The organism is Vibrio sp. MEBiC08052, assembly GCF_001506075.1.
Taxonomy (GTDB): domain Bacteria; phylum Pseudomonadota; class Gammaproteobacteria; order Enterobacterales; family Vibrionaceae; genus Vibrio.
This window is the reverse complement of the sequence record NZ_KQ947475.1, coordinates 288,070-310,580: the sequence shown is the minus strand read 5'-3', so window position 1 is coordinate 310,580 and position 22,511 is coordinate 288,070. Positions and strand designations below refer to the sequence as shown.

23 protein-coding genes are annotated in these 22,511 nt (G+C 45.9%); 6 read left to right on the top strand and 17 right to left on the bottom strand.

The window, feature by feature from the left end; translation table 11 throughout:
• Positions 1-12 precede the first annotated feature (12 nt).
• The 13 genes from rplW to kefG all read right to left on the bottom strand — a co-directional run bounded on the left by rplW (position 13) and on the right by kefG (position 12,232).
• Positions 13-315, bottom strand: a complete 303-nt coding sequence (gene rplW, locus VRK_RS01405; RefSeq protein ID WP_059119765.1) for a 50S ribosomal protein L23 — start codon at positions 313-315, stop codon at positions 13-15.
• On the bottom strand, positions 312-914 hold the full coding sequence (rplD, locus tag VRK_RS01400; RefSeq protein ID WP_038179121.1) for a 50S ribosomal protein L4: 603 nt from the start codon (positions 912-914) through the stop codon (positions 312-314). Before rplD ends, rplW begins: the two co-directional genes overlap by 4 nt.
• Before the next feature lie 16 nt (positions 915-930).
• Positions 931-1,560 (bottom strand): 50S ribosomal protein L3, encoded by a 630-nt coding sequence (rplC, locus tag VRK_RS01395; protein ID WP_059119764.1) that lies wholly within the window; start codon positions 1,558-1,560, stop codon positions 931-933.
• Between the two features lie 15 nt (positions 1,561-1,575).
• A complete protein-coding gene (gene rpsJ, locus VRK_RS01390) occupies positions 1,576-1,887 on the bottom strand; it encodes a 30S ribosomal protein S10 (protein ID WP_001181007.1) in 312 nt (103 codons plus the stop codon).
• 378 nt (positions 1,888-2,265) lie between these two features.
• Positions 2,266-3,006, bottom strand: coding sequence for a 23S rRNA (guanosine(2251)-2'-O)-methyltransferase RlmB (gene rlmB, locus VRK_RS01385; protein WP_059119763.1), 741 nt, complete (start codon positions 3,004-3,006; stop codon positions 2,266-2,268).
• A gap of 10 nt (positions 3,007-3,016) precedes the next feature.
• Complete coding sequence (gene rnr, locus VRK_RS01380; protein ID WP_059119762.1) at positions 3,017-5,458, bottom strand: ribonuclease R; 2,442 nt, start codon at positions 5,456-5,458, stop codon at positions 3,017-3,019.
• Positions 5,459-5,656: 198 nt separating this feature from the next.
• Complete coding sequence (gene motX / locus VRK_RS01375) at positions 5,657-6,292, bottom strand: flagellar protein MotX (protein ID WP_059119761.1); 636 nt, start codon at positions 6,290-6,292, stop codon at positions 5,657-5,659.
• Positions 6,293-6,494: 202 nt separating this feature from the next.
• Entirely contained in the window at positions 6,495-7,796 is a 1,302-nt protein-coding gene (locus VRK_RS01370) for an adenylosuccinate synthase (RefSeq protein WP_059119760.1), read from the bottom strand.
• 147 nt (positions 7,797-7,943) lie between these two features.
• Positions 7,944-8,888 carry an isoaspartyl peptidase/L-asparaginase family protein gene (locus tag VRK_RS01365; RefSeq protein WP_059119759.1) on the bottom strand — a complete coding sequence of 315 codons (945 nt, stop codon included), beginning with the start codon at positions 8,886-8,888 and terminating at the stop codon, positions 7,944-7,946.
• A gap of 87 nt (positions 8,889-8,975) precedes the next feature.
• On the bottom strand, positions 8,976-9,518 hold the full coding sequence (gene slyD / locus VRK_RS01360; protein WP_059119758.1) for a peptidylprolyl isomerase: 543 nt from the start codon (positions 9,516-9,518) through the stop codon (positions 8,976-8,978).
• A 119-nt stretch (positions 9,519-9,637) separates the two neighbouring features.
• Positions 9,638-9,838 carry a YheV family putative zinc ribbon protein gene (locus tag VRK_RS01355; RefSeq protein WP_059119757.1) on the bottom strand — a complete coding sequence of 67 codons (201 nt, stop codon included), beginning with the start codon at positions 9,836-9,838 and terminating at the stop codon, positions 9,638-9,640.
• A gap of 3 nt (positions 9,839-9,841) precedes the next feature.
• Complete coding sequence (gene kefB, locus VRK_RS01350; protein WP_059119756.1) at positions 9,842-11,647, bottom strand: glutathione-regulated potassium-efflux system protein KefB; 1,806 nt, start codon at positions 11,645-11,647, stop codon at positions 9,842-9,844.
• Positions 11,648-12,232: a glutathione-regulated potassium-efflux system ancillary protein KefG gene (gene kefG, locus VRK_RS01345; protein WP_059119755.1), complete on the bottom strand. Its 585-nt coding sequence runs from the start codon at positions 12,230-12,232 to the stop codon at positions 11,648-11,650. It abuts the gene before it with no gap.
• A gap of 272 nt (positions 12,233-12,504) precedes the next feature.
• Between kefG and VRK_RS01340 the strand changes: the two genes are divergently transcribed.
• The 6 genes from VRK_RS01340 to crp all read left to right on the top strand — a co-directional run bounded on the left by VRK_RS01340 (position 12,505) and on the right by crp (position 18,257).
• Positions 12,505-14,427, top strand: coding sequence for an ABC transporter ATP-binding protein (locus VRK_RS01340; RefSeq protein WP_059119754.1), 1,923 nt, complete (start codon positions 12,505-12,507; stop codon positions 14,425-14,427).
• A complete protein-coding gene (locus VRK_RS01335) occupies positions 14,424-14,912 on the top strand; it encodes a TIGR02444 family protein (RefSeq protein ID WP_059119753.1) in 489 nt (162 codons plus the stop codon). Before VRK_RS01340 ends, VRK_RS01335 begins: the two co-directional genes overlap by 4 nt.
• 50 nt (positions 14,913-14,962) lie before the next feature.
• Positions 14,963-15,952, top strand: coding sequence for a hydrolase (locus VRK_RS01330; protein WP_059119752.1), 990 nt, complete (start codon positions 14,963-14,965; stop codon positions 15,950-15,952).
• Positions 15,953-16,138: 186 nt separating this feature from the next.
• On the top strand, positions 16,139-16,351 hold the full coding sequence (locus VRK_RS01325; RefSeq protein WP_059119751.1) for a YheU family protein: 213 nt from the start codon (positions 16,139-16,141) through the stop codon (positions 16,349-16,351).
• A 119-nt stretch (positions 16,352-16,470) separates the two neighbouring features.
• Entirely contained in the window at positions 16,471-17,340 is an 870-nt protein-coding gene (locus tag VRK_RS01320) for a phosphoribulokinase (RefSeq protein ID WP_059119750.1), read from the top strand.
• 284 nt (positions 17,341-17,624) lie between these two features.
• Positions 17,625-18,257, top strand: coding sequence for a cAMP-activated global transcriptional regulator CRP (gene crp, locus VRK_RS01315; RefSeq protein WP_038179153.1), 633 nt, complete (start codon positions 17,625-17,627; stop codon positions 18,255-18,257).
• Between the two features lie 74 nt (positions 18,258-18,331).
• On the opposite strand, the gene VRK_RS01310 is transcribed toward crp, so the two are convergent.
• The 4 genes from VRK_RS01310 to VRK_RS01295 form a co-directional block, all read right to left on the bottom strand.
• Positions 18,332-19,126, bottom strand: a complete 795-nt coding sequence (locus VRK_RS01310) for a DUF1338 domain-containing protein (protein ID WP_059119749.1) — start codon at positions 19,124-19,126, stop codon at positions 18,332-18,334.
• A gap of 64 nt (positions 19,127-19,190) precedes the next feature.
• Positions 19,191-20,213 (bottom strand): arginine N-succinyltransferase, encoded by a 1,023-nt coding sequence (astA, locus tag VRK_RS01305; RefSeq protein WP_059119748.1) that lies wholly within the window; start codon positions 20,211-20,213, stop codon positions 19,191-19,193.
• A 93-nt stretch (positions 20,214-20,306) separates the two neighbouring features.
• Positions 20,307-21,518 carry an aspartate aminotransferase family protein gene (locus tag VRK_RS01300; RefSeq protein ID WP_059119747.1) on the bottom strand — a complete coding sequence of 404 codons (1,212 nt, stop codon included), beginning with the start codon at positions 21,516-21,518 and terminating at the stop codon, positions 20,307-20,309.
• A gap of 246 nt (positions 21,519-21,764) precedes the next feature.
• Positions 21,765-22,343, bottom strand: a complete 579-nt coding sequence (locus tag VRK_RS01295) for an aminodeoxychorismate/anthranilate synthase component II (RefSeq protein WP_059119746.1) — start codon at positions 22,341-22,343, stop codon at positions 21,765-21,767.
• Between the last annotated feature and the right edge of the window lie 168 nt (positions 22,344-22,511).

The window sequence follows — 22,511 nt, the reverse complement described above, 5'->3', positions numbered from 1 at the left end:
CAACTACTCCTGTTATTCCGCGCCGCCAACAAAGTCAAGATCCTGACCTTCTTTCAAAGTTACATACGCTTTTTTCACGTCGCTACGACGACCTTGGCGCATACCTTGACGCTTAGTCTTACCCTTAGTAATCAGGGTATTTACAGATTCAACTTCAACTTCAAATAGCTTTTCTACGGCTGCTTTAATCTCTTTTTTCGTTGCATCTTTCGCTACTTTGAAAACAACACTGTTTGTTTTCTCTGCAACCATTGTTGCTTTTTCAGAGATGTGCGGAGCACGCAGAACTTTTAGTAGACGCTCTTCGCTAATCATGCCAGCATCTCCTCAACTTGCTTAACTGCAGAAGCAGTCATAAGAACCTTGTCAAACGCGATCAAGCTAACAGGATCGATTCCCGCAGCGTCACGTACGTCAACTTTATAAAGGTTACGAGCAGCTAAGAACAGATTCTCGTCTACTTCACCAGTAACGATAAGTACATCGTTAAGCTCAAGTTCTTTAAGCTTAGCTACCAGTTCTTTAGTTTTTGGAGCTTCAACTGAGAAATCATCAACAACGATCAGACGCTCTTGACGAACCAGCTCAGAAAGAATGCTCTTCATAGCGCCACGGTACATTTTTTTGTTTACTTTTTGGCTGTGATCTTGTGGTTTCGCAGCAAAAGTAACACCACCTGTACGCCAGATTGGGCTACGGATTGTACCAGCACGAGCACGGCCAGTACCTTTTTGACGCCATGGTTTAGCGCCGCCGCCAGAAACTTCTGAACGTGTTTTTTGAGCACGAGTACCTTGACGAGCACCTGCTGCATACGCAACAACCACCTGATGTACAAGAGCTTCGTTGAACTCACGTCCGAAAGTAGTTTCGGAAACAGTTAGTGCGTCAGCACCTTTAACCATCAATTCCATTACTTACTCCTAGACGTTATGCTTTAACAGCTGGTTTAACGATCACATCACCACCGATAGCACCAGGGACTGCACCTTTAATCAGAAGCAGGTTGCGCTCAGCATCGACACGTACGATCTCTAGGTTTTGAGTCGTTACACGCTCAGCACCCATGTGACCTGCCATTTTCTTGCCCTTGAATACACGACCTGGAGTCTGACATTGACCGATAGAACCAGGAGCACGATGCGACAATGAGTTACCGTGAGTCATATCTTGAGTACGGAAGTTCCAGCGCTTCACAGCACCTTGGAAACCTTTACCCTTAGATGTACCAGTAACGTCTACTTTTTTTACTTCATTGAAAAGTTCAACAGTCAATTCTGAACCGACTGAAAACTCTTCTCCGTTTTCTAAACGGAATTCCCAAAGACCGCGGCCAGCGTCAACACCCGCTTTCGCGAAGTGACCAGCTTCTGGCTTAGATACACGGTTGGCTTTTTTCGCACCAGAAGTTACTTGGATTGCAGTGTAACCATCGGTCTCAAGTGTTTTAACTTGAGCAACACGGTTCGCTTCAACCTCAACAACTGTCACTGGAATCGAAACGCCTTCTTCGGTAAACACGCGGGTCATACCCACTTTACGTCCGACTAGACCAATCATTCTTCTAATCTCCCCTTAACCTAGGCTGATTTGTACATCAACGCCAGCAGCTAGATCGAGACGCATCAGAGCGTCAACAGTTTTGTCTGTTGGCTCAACGATGTCGATTAGACGTTTGTGAGTACGGATTTCGTACTGGTCACGAGCATCTTTGTTGACGTGTGGAGAGATAAGAACAGTGAAACGCTCTTTACGAGTAGGCAGTGGGATAGGGCCACGAACCTGTGCGCCGGTACGCTTTGCTGTTTCAACGATTTCCGCAGTAGAAGCATCGATTAATTTGTAATCGAAAGCTTTTAGGCGGATTCGGATACGTTGGTTCTGCATGAGACAGAGCTCCAAATTCAAAAAATTACATAAACAATATCGCCACTCATACCCACAAAACTGTGAGAGAATGTCGATTGATTCATGTGAAACCGTAGTTCCGCAATTGGGAACATTGTCAGCTAATTTAGATCAACTTTATTTAAGCTAATTTATATTAACTGCGAACATAAGCTAAGTATACATTACCTGATAAATCAAAAAGATATATCAGCTCCTTGCTGCTCATTGGTTCACAACTGGCTTAACCAGTGGACGGGTATTATACAGATAGAATGACCACATGCAAGGTTAGATGGAAAAATAATCGAAATAACATCAAAAGGAAAATTCTGGCTCCGTTATCTTATTCAGAGCCAGTTTTCATTCGATGGAGGCTTAGCGTGATAAACGTTGTCTTACTGCTTCAAAAAGGCAAATGCCAGTTGCGACTGAGACGTTCAAACTAGAAACGCTCCCCGACATCGGAATTTTAACCAGTGCATCACAGGTTTCTCTGGTCAGGCGACGCATCCCATCACCTTCCGCTCCCATGACAATCGCCAACGGACCAGTCAGTTTAGACTGGAAGATATCCTGCGTTGCTTCTCCTGCAGTCCCGACAAACCAGATCCCTTGCTCCTGTAAGGCCTTCATCGTTCTGGCCAGATTGGTTACTCGGACTAAAGGTACCGTTTCAGCAGCACCACAGGCAACTTTACTCACAGTTGCATTCAATGGCGCAGATTTATCTTTGGGAACAATCACAGCCGTAACACCTGCAGCGTCTGCATTTCTAAGGCACGCCCCAAGATTATGTGGATCGGTTACGCCATCCAAAACAAGTAATAGGGGTTGTTCAGCCGCGTTTAAAAGCGTATCCAGATCATGTTCATTCAAGGTTTTGGCCGGTTTCACTTTTGCCATCATCCCTTGGTGGCTTGCCCCTTGGGATTTTTTATCTAGTGCTTGGCGACTCATCTGTTGAATTGAAATACCAAGCCGATGCAACTCATCTAGCATAGGAAGCAGACGACCATCTTGCCGCTCTTTCAAAACAAAGACTTCGATCAATCGATCTGGGTTTTTCTCCAACACAGCACTCACAGCATGAATACCATATATAAATTCATTACTCATTTGTTACCTATTATTTGTCAGTCTTGGCTGATTTTGATTTACGAAGGCGCGATTTTTTCTTACGGACTTTCTCAGCCTTGCTTTTCTTTTTAACCGTATTATTCCGATCATCGCCACCATTAGGATTTTTCGCCGGTTCAATATTCGGTATTGCTTTTCCTCGACGACGGGGCATCCCTCTTTTTCCCTGTTTTGCTTCCGCTTCGCGTTTCTTCGCTGTTTTTCCTTCACCGCGTAGCTTACGACTTGTCTCGACTAATTCAAAGTCAATATGACGTTCGTCCAAGTTCACGGCCTGGACTTTAACTTTGACCGCATCGCCTAAACGGTAAATCAGTCCGAAGCTTTCACCAATCAAACGTTGACCGATCGGATCATACTGATAGTAATCATTGGCCAAGCTGGAAATATGCACCAAGCCATCTATATGCAACTCAGTCAAACGCACAAAAAATCCAAATCCAGTAACATTGGCAATCACACCATCCAACACTTCACCGACATGATCCTGCATATATTCACATTTCAGCCAGTCAGATACTTCCCGTGTTGCATCATCTGCACGGCGCTCAGTCATTGAACACTGTTCACCATAATAATTCATATCATCGAATGAGTAATGATAGCCCCCTGTCGGTGTCCAACGATCTTGATTTGTTCCTTGCTGTTTGGCGATCAAATATTTGATTGCCCGGTGTAACAGAAGATCCGGATAGCGTCGAATCGGAGAAGTAAAGTGTGCATATCGTTTTAAAGCCAACCCGAAGTGTCCGCAGTTATCAGCGTTGTATACCGCTTGCTTCATCGAGCGGAGTAACATCGTTTGGATCAACTCATGATCAGGACGATTCACCACTTGTTTCATTAGAGTGGCATAATCTGTCGGAGTCGGTTCTAATCCACCGGTCAAATTTAGTCCCAATTCTCCGAGAAAATCCCGGAATCCCATTAAGCGTTCTTCTCCCGGTGTTTCATGAATTCGGAATAAGGCGGGTTCTTTCATTTTTTCAACTAAAGAAGCCGATGCAATATTCGCCAGAATCATGCACTCTTCGATGATTTTATGAGCATCATTACGGACTAACGGCTCAATCCGCTCGATTTTCCGCTGAGCATTAAAAATAAATTTCGTTTCGACCGTTTCAAATTCGATCGCACCTCGGTTTTCTCTCTCTCCTTTCAGAACCTGATACATCTGGTGTAACTCTTCCAAATGGGGGACTAACGGTTCATAACGCTGACTAAGTTCCTCATCACCCGCTAAAATCGCGGCCACTTTGTTATAGGTCAGCCGCGCATGGGAATTCATAACCGCTTCATAATGTTTATAGCTTGAAAGTTTCCCTGTCGCTGAAATGGTCATCTCACAGACCATACATAGTCGATCAACTTGTGGGTTTAGAGAGCAGAGGCCGTTTGACAATACCTCCGGTAACATCGGCACAACCTGAGACGGGAAGTAGACAGAATTACCTCGATTAATCGCTTCTTTATCAAGCGCAGAATCAGTTCTGACATAATAGCTTACATCGGCAATCGCAACCCAAAGACGCCAGCCTCCGCCTTTTTTCGCTTCACAATAGACCGCATCATCAAAGTCTCGGGCATCTTCACCATCAATCGTAACCAGTGGCAGAGTTCTCAAATCTACCCGTCCCTGTTTCGCTTCTTCCGGAACGTGTTCACTAAACTGTTTCACTTGTTGTTCGACAGCTTCCGGCCATTCATGCGGAATCTGATGGGTCCGAATCGCAATTTGGGTCTCCATACCAGGTGCCATATTTTCACCAAGCACATCACTCACCTTGCCCATCATCCCACGAGAACGGCTGCCTCGGTCGGTAATCTCGATGACAACGACATTTCCCATGCGGGCTCCGGCACGAGCTTCATCCGGAATCAAAATGTCATGACTAATCCGGGAGTCATCAGGTACGACGTAAGAATATCCATGTTCAAAGAAAAACCGGCCCACAATTTGGCTGTTTCTTTCCTCTAAAATCCTGACCAGACGACCTTCTTTCCGACCTCTCTTATCCGTGCCATTCGGTTGAATCAGCACATAATCCCCATGAATCAGTGTTCTCATCTGATGATGTGGCAGTACGATATCATCATCTTTGCCTCGGGTTCCCTCAGGTCTGACCCAACCGTATCCATCTTTATGACCGATGACATATCCTTTAATCATTTCCAGTTTTTCCGGCAGTGCATAACATTGACGGCGCGTGAAGACCAGTTGCCCATCTCTTTCCATGGCTCTCAGACGTCTTCGTAATCCTTCGTATTGCTCTTCACCTGAAAGGTGTAGCACTTCGAACAGGTCATTGCGATTCATCGGAACATTCGCCTGAGCGAGAAATTCTAAAATAAACTCGCGGCTGGGAATCGGGTTGTCATAGTTATTTGCTTCACGATCAGCAAACGGATCGTTTTGAGTAGTGTCAGACATAAGTCGTCCTAAGGAAGAAGGTAATCTCTTAAAATACCTTCTGAATCAACCATTTTTAAATAATGATCCAGAGAGCATGAATATAGCTTATTGAAGATATATTAGCGGGAAGTTGTGATTTCTTCAAAAATCAGGTGGTTAAACTAAGGAAGTTTTCAATAAATTGTAACAGAAACGGACGCATCACGATACAGTGTGCTACCAAAGCGTTTCTCTCATTTTCGCACGAGCGATAATATTCTCAGGCATCCGCTGTTCAAGCCCCTGACGCAACATCGCAATACGTTTGTGCATACGCGTATCAGCCGTAACAGAATGATATAGCCATCGATAAGCGTCTTCATAATCAAGTGGACTGCCATAATCTCGGAGTAATAATTCAGCCAATTTCACACGCGCTTTCAGATTGCCCATTGCGGAGGCTTCTCTCAGATACACAATAGCGCGTTCACGGTCTTGCTGAACAAGCACACCTTCAGCGTAATAGCGACCTAGCTGCTCAAGCGCTGCCGGCAATCCCTGACTGGCTGCGGCTTCCATATAATATAAGCCCAGTTCAGCATCCTGATCGACACACACGCCCCATGCCAACATATCGCCATACAAGAATTCATATGATGGTAAATTGATCCGCGTAGCCCGGGCAACGATATCTTCAACCAGCTGACATTTATCAGCTTTCACTCGCTCCAGATGCTTATTCTGTTCGATCAGTTGAATTAACTCAGCTTCGGAATAAATTTGGACTGGCGGCCCGACATCAGCGACAGTGGCATTGACTGAAACGCTCAACGTCATCATTAACAACGAAGCTGCTACGCTTAGTAGCCTCATATACATACTCTTTTTTGAACGATCGCTTTACAATATCACCCACTTTGACCGGGGCTTAAATACCGTATCGGCAGACGAACAAATGACTTTAGGAGAAAGTTGTTGTCGATTTTTTGCACAACACAACTGTACATAACAATCCCTAAAAAAGCAAAAAGCCGGTCGTTAAAGACCGGCTCTGACAATCAAGTCGTATTGGGGGTTACGCAACACTGAACGGATGAACTTTAATAATCGTTTCATTCCGATCCGGGCCTGTTGAAATGATATCAACCGGTACACCCGTTAACGCTTCAATGCGCTGGACATAGTTCAATGCAGCCTGAGGCAAATCTTCAAGCTTTTTAACACCGAATGTGCTCTCAGACCACCCCGGCATCGTTTCATAAATCGGTGTGACATGCTCGTAAGCATCAGCCGCCATTGGCGAAACTTCCGCGATTGATCCATCCTTCATTTGGTAACCGGTACAGATTTTGATCTCTTTCAAACCATCTAAGACATCTAGCTTCGTCATACAGAAGCCGGTAATCGAGTTGATTTGAATCGCACGACGCATCGCAACTGCATCAAACCAGCCACAACGACGCTTACGTCCGGTTGTCGCACCAAATTCCTGACCTTTGGTTCCCAGATACTCACCAATTTCGTCATTCAACTCGGTCGGGAAAGGACCGGCGCCAACGCGTGTACAGTACGCTTTGGCAATACCAAGAATATACCCGAGATGACGAGGACCAAAACCAGAACCGGCAGCAACACCGCCTGCGGTCGTATTTGATGAAGTGACATATGGATAAGTGCCGTGGTCGATATCCAGCAGTGTCCCCTGCGCACCTTCAAACATGATTTTGTCACCACGCTTACGAGCTTTATCAAGTTCATCAGTCACATCAATGACCATTGACGTTAATACGTCAGCATAGCCCATGACTTGTTCCAGAACTTCATCGTAATTCACGGGTTCAGCTTTATAGAAGTTGACCAACTGGAAGTTATGATATTCCATGACTTCCTGTAGTTTGGCAGCGAAAGTTGTGCGATCAAACAGGTCTCCGACACGCAAACCACGACGCGCAACTTTGTCTTCGTAAGCTGGACCGATTCCCCGCCCGGTTGTGCCGATAGCTTTTGTACCACGAGCGGCTTCGCGAGCCTGATCCAGAGCAATATGATAGGGTAAAATGAGCGGACAAGCTTCAGAAATAGAAAGACGTTGGCGAACAGGAATACCTCGAGCTTCAAGCTCTTCCATTTCTTTTAAAAGTGCATCCGGTGAAAGCACAACACCATTTCCGATAATGCATTTGACGTGTTCGCGGAGAATACCGGATGGAATCAAGTGAAGAACGGTTTTTTCACCGTCAATGACCAGAGTATGACCTGCATTGTGACCGCCTTGATAACGGACCACATATTTTGCATCTTCAGTAAGCAGATCAACAATTTTCCCTTTACCTTCATCACCCCATTGGGTGCCTAGTACGACAACGTTATTTCCCATCTTTCCAAATCTGATTGCTGGTTAAAAATGGATTCTACCACCGAATGTTGGATGATGCAGTCATTTTTTAAGCATAAAAAATTCATAAAAAAACGCTTTTTGTTCGATTTTAGAATCAAGAAGAAATCGTTTGCGTAAAATGCCGGTTTACATCTCGTCTGCGTAGATTTTGATCTGTTTTTTGCCATGAATATCGATGCAACTCCGATACATACCGGTACAGTTCATACCAAAATGAATCTCCCCGAATTGGTCAATTGCAATCACCCCGCCTTCTCCACCCAAGTCTTTCACCTCACCTTGAATGACCTCGGTGCAAGCTGTATGTACATCTTCCCGTAAGTAACGCATTCGCGCGGCAATATCACCGGCAACACAACAACGCATAAAGACTTCACCCATGCCGGTTGCAGATATAGCAACATTATGATTTTCTGCATAAGTTCCGGCACCGATAATCGGAGAATCACCGACTCGCCCAAACTGTTTATTGGTGATTCCTCCGGTACTGGTTGCAGCAGCAAGGTTACCATTCTGATCCAATGCAACGGCACCGACAGTGCCGAATTTATGCTCATCGGGATAACTTGACTCAGACAACGCAAAGCTCCCTGCAGCTTTCATAGCTAACAGTTGTTCGTAACGTCTGTCGGTAAAAAAATAATCCTGTTCGGTATAGTCATAACCAAGCTTTGCTGCAAACTCTTCCGCCCCTTCACCAATGAGCATCACATGAGCACTCTGCTGCATCACATCTTTAGCCAGTTGCACTGGGTTTTTGATATGACGAACCCCGGCAACCGCCCCTGCCTGGCGATGTTCACCACACATTACCGCCGCATCCATTTCGACCATCTCTTTCGCCGTCAGGACAGAGCCTTTCCCTGCATTAAAGTGTGGAGAGTCTTCAAGAATTCTGACAGCGCAGACAACCGCATCGACAGCGCTGCCGCCTTGCGCGAGTAACTGATGGCCTTGAGAGACAGCTAGATCCAAAACCTGTTCCACATCCCGCTGAATTTCATCCGTCATTTGAGAACGCAGAATTGTGCCGGCACCGCCATGAATTGCAATCGCAAAACGTTTCTTCATATATATCCTCGTAAGACCATAAAAAAACACCTGCACAAATCGGCAGGTGTTTCCATTTAGTAGATTCAGTGAAACGAATCAGGACAATTAATGGCAACCACACCCGCCATTTCCACCACAGCAGCCTTCTTCACCATGGTCGTGATCATGTCCACAGCTACCGCCACCTTGATGAATATGCCCATGAGCAACCTCTTCATCTGTTGCTGCACGAACCGCGACAACCTCAACGTCAAACGTCAGTGTCTGACCGGCCAGCATGTGGTTACCGTCGACGACGACTTCATCACCGTCAACTTCTGTGATTTCGACCGGAATCTGACCCTGATCAGTTTCTGCCAGAAAACGCATACCCGCTTCAAGTTGATCGACACCATGAAAAACATCGGCCGGAACACGCTGAACCAAGTCATCATTGTATTCACCGTATGCGTCTTCAGGTGTAATGGTTGCAGTAAATTTATCGCCAGCAACTTTACCTTCAAGTTCACGCTCTAAGCCGACGATCAGGTTGTGATGACCATGCAGGTAATCAAGCGGGGCATCAGCAGTTGACTGATCAGCGACAACTCCGTCTTCCAGTTTGAGTTGGTACGCTAAACTCACCACAACATTCTTTTCAATTTTCATAAACGCTCCAAGGCATCGAGTGTATTTTGTCACCGATTGTGACCGTATTGCATGTCCAAGTGATTCGAAATCCTTGGAGAACTGAGCGATATTATGAAGAAGTCTCTCGTAAACCTCAATTAGTCCGGTTTAAAAATACCAATCATCGCTTCTTCCGCATGTGTACTTTGCTCAACGGAACGTGGTGTTCGCTGTTCGGTATAATCACATTCCACGCATTCGACATGCTCAACATGATTCACTTCCCACCAGCAAAGTGAATCGGCAGTGTGACACTGCGGACAACATGCTCCGGCTATAAAACGTTTCTTAATTTGCACAAATTAATCCTGATCTCTTTCCCAAAAGTCTCGAGCCTGATGGTCTTTCTCCATCTCGCGCCCAAATATTTCTTCCAGTTCTTGCCGAGTCTCTTTGGCACGCAACGAGAGTTGCTTGCCTTCATTATGCATCGGCAACAGCTCTTCCAGCATCGCATTATCTAAACGACAAAAATGTGATTCAGCTCGTTTTGCCTGATAGGGATGCATCCCTAATTCAACCAATGTTTGTCTCCCTAAATCCAGCGCTCCCAAGAATGTTTCTCGCGAGAAGTGCGGTACACCATGATTAAGCAGTTGATAAGCTTCAACCCGACTGCGCGCCCGCGCTAAAATTTTCAATTTCGGGAAATGATGCTGACATAACGCAACAATCGCCATCACTTCATCCGGATCATCGGTACATACCACAATCGCTTCCGCATCTTCTGCGCCCGCTGAGCGCAGTAACTCCAGATTGGTCGCATCCCCATAAAAAACCTGATAACCATACTTACGCAGTAGTTTGATCTGACTCGCATCACTTTCAAGAACAGTCACTTTGATTTTATTGGCAAACATCAAACGACCCACGATCTGCCCAAACCGCCCAAACCCGGCAATAATCACTCTCGGGTCATTATTTTCGACATCAACCGCTAAATCATCTGCCGAGTTGAACTCTCGGGCAAACCAACGTTTCTGAATACTGAGCAACAGTGGTGTAGTGACCATCGATAAACTGACGACCACCAGCAAAAATGACGTTTGCTCTGCTTGCAGTAAACCTTCGGACTGCGCAGCGGTAAAGATGACAAAAGCAAACTCGCCTCCCTGACTCAGAATGGCGGCCATACTGCTACGCGCTTTCGCGCGAGTTCCGAACAATCGGGCCAGTAAGTAGAGAATCCCACCTTTAATTACCACCAGTACAGTTACCGCCGCGAGAATCTGTAATGGATTGTTGAACAATAGTCCTAAATCAACGGCCATACCGATCGCAATAAAGAAGAGCCCGAGCAATAGCCCTTTAAACGGCTCAATAGACACTTCCAGCTCATGGCGAAATTCACTTTCTGCCAACAACACACCGGCAAGGAACGTCCCCAACGCCATGGACAGCCCTAAAAATTGCATCAGCAACGCAATACTAATGACCAACAATAATGCCGCAACAGTGAACAACTCCCGGACACCGCTCATCACGATATAGCGAAACAACGGGCTTAATAGAAAATGACCGCCGACCAGCAATCCGACAATGCCACAGAGCATCCACAGTGCATCAATCCAATCCCCGGCAGAATTCCCGGCTAATACAGGTAACAACGCCAACATGGGGATCACGGCAATATCCTGAAATAACAATACCGCAAAGCCTGACTGCCCGGTTTCACTGCGCTCCAGTTCTTGCTCTTCAATCACCCGCAAAGCAATTGCTGTAGAAGAAAGCGCTAATCCCATCCCCATCACCAAACTAACCTGCCAACTGTTGACAAAAAAATGGATGAGGCTGGCTAACACGGCACTGGTCACCACAACCTGAGCACCGCCAAGCCCGAGAATCGGTGATTTCATTTGCCAAAGCTTACGCGGATTCAGTTCAAGCCCGATCACAAACAGCAATAAAACCACACCGAATTCTGCAAAATGCAGAATCGCGTCTACATCACTAATTAATCCCAGTCCCCAAGGACCAATCGCTCCCCCGGCTAACAGATATCCCAACACCGAACCAAGCCCGGCACGCTGGGCCACAGGCACAGCAATGGCTGCCGCTGTCAGAAATACAGCACTACTTTGTAAGAAATCATTCGTCAATGCTGCCATTTATTGCTCCTCTGAACCGTGAGTATCTATCATCTCGGGTGCACTCAGCCACTGACGGTAAGACTCGGCATGTTGATATCTTTCAGTTTCAGTAACATTACGAGACCAGTATAGGATCAATGGATCACACCATGCCATGCGGCAAAGAGAGGCAACCAGTTCAAACGGTTGTAGAATCTCGTCCAACGGATATTTGTTATACCCCTTATGACCAAAAGCCGTTTTCTTGCCCCCGGTGGTAATCACACTGCGCCAGATTTTACCTGCCAGTGCACATTGAGAGCCAAATGCAAAGTCTTTGCATAAGACCCGATCCAACCACTCTTTTAGCAATGCGGGACAAGAATACATATAAAGAGGATGTTGAAAAACGATCACATCATGCGCCATCAACAGACTTTGTTCAGCATCGACATCAATAAAAAAGTCAGGATAGGTTGCATAAAGATCATGGATGGTGACATTTTCAAGCGGCTTGATCGCTTCAATTAATATCTGATTCACAACGGAGCTCTGTGGCTCCGGATGAGCAAAGATCACCAACACCTTGGGGCATTCGGTGGTACACGAAACCGTATCAGCCATGACTAACTTCACTCCTCTGTCTATTTAACTGAATCATAACGTATTGTAATCAGTCCGTACCAATCTTCCCTGAGATTTCTGTAATAATTATTTTCGCTTCCGGAACCGATCATCTCAAATCATAGACGAGCGAGACGTCGCTAACACCAACACGAATCATCAATGAAGCCGAACCACCGCAAGATCCAACCATCGCGCTCCGCTAATCATCGACATTTGTCATCAATCCACCTACTATTTCGGGCAGTTTGTTTTCAACCAGATACATTTTTATGATTACCTTTTCTGATATTCAGTTATTGCGTGGCGGAAAACCGCTTTTAGAACAAACCTCAGCGACGATCCATCCGGGCGATAAAGTGGGTCTGGTCGGTAAAAACGGCTGTGGTAAGTCAACATTATTTGCATTACTCAAAGATGAACTCAGTGTCGATGCCGGTTCATTCAATATGCCGGCCCAATGGGAGTTAGCTTGGGTCGCGCAAGAGACACCGGCACTCGAACGTAGTGCAATAGAATATGTGATTGATGGTGATCGGGAATACCGCTTACTGGAAAAACAGTTGCAGCAAGCAGAACAACGTGAAGAAGGGACACGGGTAGCAGAACTGCACGGTCATATTGAGACGATCGGTGGTTACAGTATCCGGGCCCGTGCGTCTGAATTACTGGACGGTCTGGGGTTCAGTCAAGAACAGATGCAATGGCATTTGACACAATTTTCCGGTGGCTGGCGGATGCGCCTGAATCTGGCTCAGGCATTGCTCTGTCGCTCAGACCTCCTGTTACTCGATGAACCAACCAACCACTTGGATCTAGATGCAGTTATGTGGCTGGAACGCTGGCTACAGAATTATCCCGGCACACTGATCCTAATTTCACATGACCGGGATTTTCTTGATCCGATTGTCGGCCGGATTATCCATATCGAGAATCAGCAACTCAACGAGTACACCGGTAATTATTCATCATTCGAAAATCAGAGAGCCGAAAAACTGGTTCTTCAGCAGGCGATGTATCAGAAACAGCAAAAGCAAATTTCTCATATGCAAAGCTATATCGACCGTTTTCGTTACAAGGCATCCAAAGCTCGTCAGGCACAGAGTCGGATTAAAGCACTGGAACGGATGGAAAAGGTGCTGCCCGCGCAACTGGATAATCCGTTTAGTTTTGAATTCAGAGAGCCGGCGGCTCTGCCGAACCCGATTCTGATGATGGATGAAGTTGCTGCCGGATATGATCACGTCGCGATCCTCAACCAGATCAAATTGAATCTGGTACCCGGTAGTCGGATCGGTTTGCTGGGTCGTAATGGGGCAGGGAAATCAACGCTCATCAAACTACTCTCTGGGGAGTTACAACCTCAAAGCGGTGCGCTCACCTATTCTCAAGGCGTCAAAATCGGTTATTTTGCCCAGCATCAGTTGGAAACGCTTCATCCGGAAGAAAACCCGTTACAACATTTAATGCAAATCGCACCGCATCATACCGAACAACAACTAAGAGATTATCTCGGTAGCTTCGGTTTTCAAGGTGATAAAGCACTCGAAAAAGTCGCGCCTTTCTCCGGTGGCGAAAAAGCGCGACTCGTATTGGCATTGATCGTCTGGCAGAAACCGAACCTGCTGTTACTGGACGAACCGACCAACCACCTTGATCTCGATATGCGTCAGGCACTGACACTCGCCTTGCAGACTTACGAAGGAGCAATGGTCATTGTCAGCCACGATCGCTATCTGCTTCGGGCAACCACTGATGATTTTTATCTGGTTCATGATGCCAAAGTGGTCGCATTCGATGGCGATCTGAATGATTATTACCGCTGGCTCACCGAGCAGCAAAAACAACAAAAGCAAGACAAGAAAGAACAAACCACAACGAAAGACAGTCAATTCAGTGCCGCGGCGAAAAAAGAACAAAAACGTAAAGAAGCAGAACTCCGTCAGCAAACCGCACCAATTCGCAAGAAACTGACACAATTAGAGCAGCAAATCGATAAATTACAATCAACGCTCAGCGATGCAGAGCAGCAATTAAGCGATTCATCCCTGTATGATGCGGAGAATAAAGCTAAACTTACTCAGGTGCTTGCGCTTCAGGCTCAAAGTAAATCTGACCTTGAGGAACTTGAGTCTCAATGGATGGAGCATCAAGAGCGCCTAGAACAGATGGAACAGGAGTTCAACACTTTATGATTCAGACACCGATTTCCCTGACACTGGAGCGACTTTGGCAATTTAGTTTGCAATATTACAGTGTCCGGGAAGTCAAAGAAGCCTGTCTCAGCCTCCAAAACAACTACCACGGTAACGTCAATTTACTCTTACTTCTGAAATGGCTCGATGAACAGCAGCTCAGCATCGGGCAACAAGACTGGCATCGTGTGATGACTTGTATCAGTGCCACTGAAGGACTGCTCAATAGCTATCGAGAGTTACGCAGAAAACTCAAAACACATCTGCCGGATACGCTCTATCGTGAAGCTCTTCAATTTGAGCTACAACTGGAAAAACAGCAACAATCCGATCTGGTGGATGGTATTAATCAGCTCAAGTTGCAGCCCGGCGACACACAATTGATGACCCAACGCTATTGCAAAGAACTGGCAGCCGATCATCTGGCTCAGATCTTTGCAAAACCCGCATCATTTTCATCAACACATGCCAAGCACAAAAAATAGAGGAAAGAATCGCGGTGAGCAGTTCGATACAAAACGTGAGCCAAAATAGGTTGCTGACATTCAAGCCGGCTTTAGGTGGTACAGCGCCACACATTCAGACACTGCTGCCCAGATGGGTTCGACGCACTCCTTTATTTTCACCGCATTGGGAAACGCTGACGACACCGGATGATGATATTTTGAGCCTGGCTTGGAGTGAAGACCCAAATCAACCTGATGTGCAGACAAAACCTTTGTTTATTCTCTTTCATGGTCTCGAGGGAAGCTTTCATAGCCCTTATGCCAACGGTTTGATGCACGCTTTCGCGCAACAAGGCTGGTTATCTGTCATGATGCACTTTCGTGGGTGTAACGGCCAGCCAAACCGACAAGCCCGCGCCTACCATTCGGGAGAAACCAGCGATCCACGCTATTTTCTGACGCACATTCAGCAACGTTTCCCGTCCAATTACAAGATGGCTACCGGTATCTCACTCGGTGGCAATATGTTGGCAAACTATTTGGCAGAATTTGCAGATCAGCCACTTATCGATAGTGCCACTATTATCTCTGCTCCCTTCGATTTGAGTGACAGTTCACGCCGAATTAATCGCGGCTTCTCACGTATCTATCAGGCTTATCTGCTCCGTTCGCTCAAGCAAAATGCTTATCGTAAATTCGAAACGCTGCAACAAGCGATTCCTCTTTCACAACCTTCGATCAGGCAGTTGAAAACATTGCAGCAATTCGATGATCTGATTACGGCTCCCCTGCACGGATTTAACAACGCCCAAGACTACTATCAACGCTGTTCAGCAATATATAAACTCGGGCAAATCCGTCTGCCAACGCTGATTTTACACGCACAAGACGATCCATTCATGACCGATGCTGTCATTCCGACCCAGCCATTACCAAAAACGATAGATTATCAATTACTGCAACACGGCGGGCATGTCGGCTTTTTGAGTGGCACCATCTCCAAACCACGTTTCTGGCTAGAAGAGGCTCTACCCCACTATTATCGGGCACAGTCACCCAACTCGTCACCCAACAATTAAACCTGACCCAACAACGATTGAGAACACTCATCGAGCGGATGAGTGTTCATCTCGTCACTATAATCACACCTCAAGCATGCTCTATGTTTGCGTGACAAGTCATGATTATTGAGCAACATCGTGCAAAATCCGCTAATATACACGCAATTCATTCATCCCAGAGTGATCGTATAGAAGGTCATCATTATGATTATTCCTTGGCAAACGCTCGAACCGGATACACTCGATAACCTGATCCGAGAATTTATCCTCCGGGAAGGAACCGACTACGGTGAGCAAGAAATTTCTCTTGAAGAGAAGGTCGCTCAGGTCAAACAACAGATTCAATCCGGAGAAGCAGTTATCGTGTATTCCGAGCTTCACGAATCTGTAGATATTCAACAAAACAGATATCGTTAATTCATGAATTGTCCGATGACAGCACCAATTTCCATGATATAGTGAAATCGATTTCTCGGTTTTCTCCGGGGAATCGGTTGATTGAGTGCACGACAAGGAATGATAAGACAAGGTATGTCATGTCAGCAAAACATCCGATTATCGCAGTAACCGGCTCTTCAGGTGCCGGAACAACAACGACTTCCGAAGCGTTTCGCAAAATGTTTAATATGATGCGAATTAAGCCGGCTTGGGTTGAAGGGGACAGTTTCCACCGTTTCACCAGACCGGAGATGGATGTCGAAATCCGTAAGGCCAGAGAACAGGGCCGTCATATCAGTTATTTTGGCCCACAAGCGAATGATTTTTCCGCTTTGGAAGAATTTTTCCGGGAATATGGCCGTACCGGCACAGGGAAAATTCGCCGTTATCTGCATACATTTGATGAAGCAGTTCCCTATAACCAGATGCCGGGAACATTTACGCCATGGCAAGATCTCCCCAATGATACCAATGTGCTTTTTTATGAAGGGCTTCATGGGGGGGTGGTCGATGGCGAAACCAATGTCTCCCAACATGTTGATTTTCTCATTGGCATGGTGCCGATCGTCAATCTGGAGTGGATTCAAAAGTATGTCCGGGACACCCGGGACAGAGGACATTCCCGAGAAGCCGTGATGGATTCGATCGTTCGCTCCATGGATGATTACTTAAATTACATTACGCCCCAATTTTCTCGGACACATATTAACTTTCAGCGGGTTCCGACAGTGGATACATCCAATCCACTGAGTGCAAAAGGGATTCCGAGTTTGGATGAAAGTTTTGTGGTCATCCGCTTGCTAGGCATCAAAAAAGTCGATTTCCCTTACCTGTTGGCAATGATTGATGGCTCATTTATGTCATGTCATAACACCATTGTCGTGCCCGGTGGAAAAATGAGTTTTGCCATGGAGTTGATTGTCCGTCCTATTCTTCAGCAGTTGATAGAAACCGGAAAAATTGGCTAATCACGATTCACTGACACAAATTGGGCTCTTTTAGTTCCTATACCGTGACCAGGCGCACGTTTTTGCGTACTAAATCACGGTCATGACACGATTAAAGTCAAGAAATTGTGTAAGAAAAAGGATACTATTTGATACCGAAACAGAAGACAACTTGCAGGCTTTCTCAAGTGCTCTTATGCTAAGTATTTAGTTCAGGAATATGTTCAGTTTAAACATGTTCAGTTCAAAAGCTTCGCGAAAACATGGAAAGCAGCAAGCATACCCTGCAGAGGAAGAGAGATATTATGGTTCTAGGTAAACCTCAAACCGATCCAACATTAGAGTGGTTTCTTTCACATTGTCACATACATAAATACCCTTCAAAGAGTACGCTGATTCATGCAGGCGAAAAAGCGGAAACGCTTTATTACATCGTGAAGGGATCTGTTGCTGTTCTGATCAAGGATGAAGAAGGGAAAGAGATGATCCTTTCCTATCTCAATCAGGGTGACTTCATCGGTGAACTTGGTTTATTCGAAGAAGGTCAAGAACGAACAGCTTGGGTCAGAGCGAAATCTCCCTGCGAAGTTGCAGAAATTTCCTTCAAAAAATTCCGTCAGTTAATTCAGGTCAACCCAGATATTTTGATGCGTTTGGCAGGACAGATGGCAAGCCGCCTTCAAGTTACCAGCCAGAAAGTCGGTGATCTGGCTTTTCTGGATGTGACTGGTCGTATTGCACAGACGCTGTTAAATCTGGCAAAACAACCCGATGCAATGACGCACCCAGACGGAATGCAAATCAAGATTACCCGTCAGGAGATCGGCCAGATCGTCGGCTGTTCTCGTGAAACCGTTGGCCGCATTTTGAAAATGCTCGAAGAGCAGAACCTTATTTCAGCCCACGGAAAAACAATTGTTGTTTACGGTACAAGATAATTTTTTCTGCTTGAACCAACAAAAGAGCCATCTTCTCGATGGCTCTTTTATTTACGACGATTGAGAATGATGCATCACTGATCATTGGTACTTTCAAAAATTTTGTCAGCCGAGGCTTCGACAAATCCCGGATATAATATGCCATTTGCCATCGGATAACGTTTGGCAAATTCATAGAAACCTCCGGGAACCAACAACTCCGCTTCATCAAATTCAACCACGACCCGATCAGCCATTGTCGATGATTGCTCCAAAAATAACTCAGGTGATCCCTTCACTTCACCACCAGATGAATTGATCACAAAGCCATGCTCGTCCAGATAAGCATTGATCTCCGCAACCTGATTAAATCGGGCCAACTGGTTGACACTCACTGTAAAGTGGTTTGCGCCATAACCATGAGCAGCGACCCAGGCGGCATACTCACTTTCTTCAGCTAACAGATAATACTGCTCGAGTGAAACCGGCCATAAGCGCCCACCATAAAGAAAGTCAGTATCAGCAACCATGTCGGACCTGACATGAGAGACCAGACTTCTCACGATCTTTTGCACAGATCCGGAACAGCGTTCAACTTCCAACTCACTGATGAAGACTTTAGGTAACTTGGGGTTCGGGTGTTCAAAGTGCTGCGCAGCTAACTTTTTTTGTTCAAACTGATAGTGCCCTTTCGACACATATCCCAACCGAACAAAGGGTGCAGCCATCACGTCAAGGTTTACTGGTGACAAATTAAACGTCCGCAACGCAATATGATCATTGTTGAGCGGTTCATCTTCCTGAAGGAGTTTGTGAATCCGCTGCGCTGATGGGCAAAGTCTGGCTGTATAATCTTGCCATAATGCGGTAAATAATGAATCCGGCGTCATAGCGCCTCCTTCTTTATTAATCATCTTGGACTATCATCGCGTTCCTGTTTTCAGATTCAGGAAATTAACGAATCATCAGAAAACGAACCCGATCACCAGACTGAATCAACAAAGCCTGAGCGACTTCAGGCGTGATGATCACAGTCTCAGATTCCGGGTAAAAATCGACCTCAGCAATCGTGGCCCGAAAAAATTCAAATGAAGTATTACTGAGTATGACTTTTTGTTGGCTGTGATGTTGCGCCACTTTAACCGTAGCAGACAGAGAATGTCTCACCGACTCAATATGGCGTAAATCACATTCAACCGTCGGACCCGCATCAAAAATATCGACATAATTACGGCAAGCGAAACCTTCTTCTTCCAATAATTTTAAAGCGGGTCTGGTCTTATCATGGACTTTCCCGATCACGGCTTGGGCTTCAGGGCTGAGCAGATTGATATAGATCGGTAATTTTGGCATCAGTTCAGCAATGAATCCTTTATGACCCGACCCCGTCAAATAATCCGCCAGAGAAAAATCAATGGAGAAAAAATGCTCCTGCAACCATTGCCAGAACGGGGAGTTTCCCTGTTCATCAGAGACGCCTCTCATTTCAGCAATAATGGTCTGAGAAAAGCGCTCTCGGTGCTCCGCCAGCATTAGAAAGCGACATTTAGACATCAGACGTCCATTCAGGCCAGCACGAAACTCGGGTAAGAGAAACAGAGTGCACAGTTCAGAACACCCGGTATAGTTATTACCAAGTGTCAGTAATTTCACGATTTTATTGACGCCTAAGCGACGGGAAGAATGAAGCATGGTACTAATATGATAAGAATAAGACGGCGTATCCCAACCGACGTAGGCTTCAATTGCCGTCGTACCGACAACCCGGCCACTTTCGCTATCCACCCCAACCATCAGGTAACTCTCATCAGTCGGTGACTGAATATCCGTCTTGGCAAAACTTGCTTCTGAATGCTCAATACGATGAGACAATAGTGCATCATTGACAGGCAGTGATGTAAAACCATAACCAGATTCTATCGCACAATGATAGAGCGCATTATAGTCAGTCATTGTAATGGGACGAACAACAAGCATGGGTGTCTCCCCCTGAAAACCTGAGTCCGAAATGAAATCAGTCTGACTATAAGCATAGCTCAGGATCGTTGCGAACCTGAGCTAAAATTTAAACTAAGTTAATGATGCAATAGCTTTTTCCAGTCGTAACAAGCCTTCCTGAATATCGGCATCCTCAATCACCAGTGACGGTGTGAAGCGAACCACATTTGGTCCGGCGACCAAAACAAGCACACCCGCTTTACCCGCAGCCTGTAGTATGTCACGTGCTCTGCCTTGCCAAGCTTCGGTCAGCACGGCACCGAGCAATAAACCTTTGCCACGGATCTCACTGAATATCGGGTATTTGGCATTAATCCGTTCTAATCCATCACGGAACAACTGCTCTTTTTCTTTGACGCCGTCAAGCACCTGAGGTTGAGAGATTATATTGACTACCGCTTCAGCGACCGCACAGGCAAGTGGATTGCCGCCATACGTCGAGCCATGTACACCAACCTTGAAGTGAGATGCAATCGCTGTCGTCGTTAACATCGCACCGATCGGAAATCCCCCACCCAGCGATTTTGCTGTACTGAGAATATCCGGTGTGACCCCAATTCCCTGATACGCATAGAAATCACCGGTTCTGCCGTTCCCTGTCTGTACTTCATCAAAAATTAATAATGCATTGTGCTCGTCACACAGCGCTCTGACCGCCTGAATAAATTCTGCTGTCGGGCTAATAATCCCACCTTCGCCCTGCAATGGCTCCATCATCACTGCACACGTCCGATCGGAAATCTGAGCTTTGAATGCGGCTAAGTCATTATAAGGCAGATGAACGACATCCGAAGGTTTCGGGCCAAAGCCATCGGAATAAGTCGATTGCCCACCAACAGTCACCGTAAAAAATGTCCGGCCATGAAATCCCTGCTGAAAAGCAATAATCTCCGATTTTTCCGGACCATAATTATCTACAGCCCACCGCCGAGCCAACTTCAATGCTGCTTCATTCGCTTCAGCGCCTGAATTGGCAAAAAAAACTTTCTCGGCAAAACTCAGTTCCGTCAGTTTTTTTGCCAGGCGCAATGCCGGTTCGTTGGTCATTACATTACTCAGATGCCAAAGCTTCTGCGCTTGCTCAGTCAATGCATCAACCATTGCAGGGTGGCAATGCCCCAGACAGCTGACCGCAATACCACCGGCAAAATCGACGTATTCTTTCTCTGCTTGATCCCACAACCGAGACCCTTTTCCTTTCACCGGAATCACTTCCATCGGACTGTAACAAGGCACCATAACTTCATCAAACTGTGCCCGATCAACATTATTCTGTGTAGCCATTCACACTCCCTCTTCGCTCGTGAGCTTACAACCGCCTCATCCAAATATTCACCAGTATAGATGATCTGTTCATTCTGACCGTGTTTCGGTAGTTGAGATACAATTCACTCAATGCCTATAGACAATATCATCCACACTAACGCTTGTCAGATGATTCTGTCACAAGTTACCCCAATTGTATAATTATGCAATAAAAATGACTTTTTATTTAATCACATCGCAGTAGTGATGAATTGCAATACCAATTCAACGACGTAAAAAATTCGCCAACAACGCATGGCCTTGTGCGGTTTTTATCGATTCCGGATGAAACTGAACGGCATCAATGGGTAGGGTTCGGTGCTGATATCCCATGATCTCATCAACATCACCATCGACAGTTTCAGTCCAGGCCGTAATATCGAAACAATCCGGCAAGCTCTGTCGTTCCACAACTAGAGAATGGTAACGAGTGACCGTTAACGGATGATTTAAACCATGAAATAACCCCTGACCACTGTGACAAATTGACGAAACTTTACCATGCATCACTTGCTTTGCGCGGACAACCTTTGCTCCAAAAGCCTGTGCAATGGCCTGATGGCCGAGACAAACCCCAAGCAAAGGAAGCTGGCCGGCGAAATGTTTGACGACATCGAGAGAGATCCCCGCTTCATTCGGCGTACATGGCCCCGGAGAAATCACCAGATGGGAAGGATTGAGTGAAGTAATTCCGGCAATATCAATCTGGTCATTACGGACGACGTTGACTTCAGCCCCCAGTTCACAGAAATACTGATACAGGTTGTAAGTAAACGAGTCATAATTATCAATAATGAGTAACATGCAGATCCTACGCCAAACGACTGCCGAAAGTCAGGCCGCTATTGTGCAGGATAGATGTAAGAAATCAAGAATAGTCAATCAATAAAAAGAAGTAACCAGTCACCGGCTACTTCTTTTTGAGATTGAAATGGAAGTACACTAAATTTATCCGTGTACTTACGCTGTAAG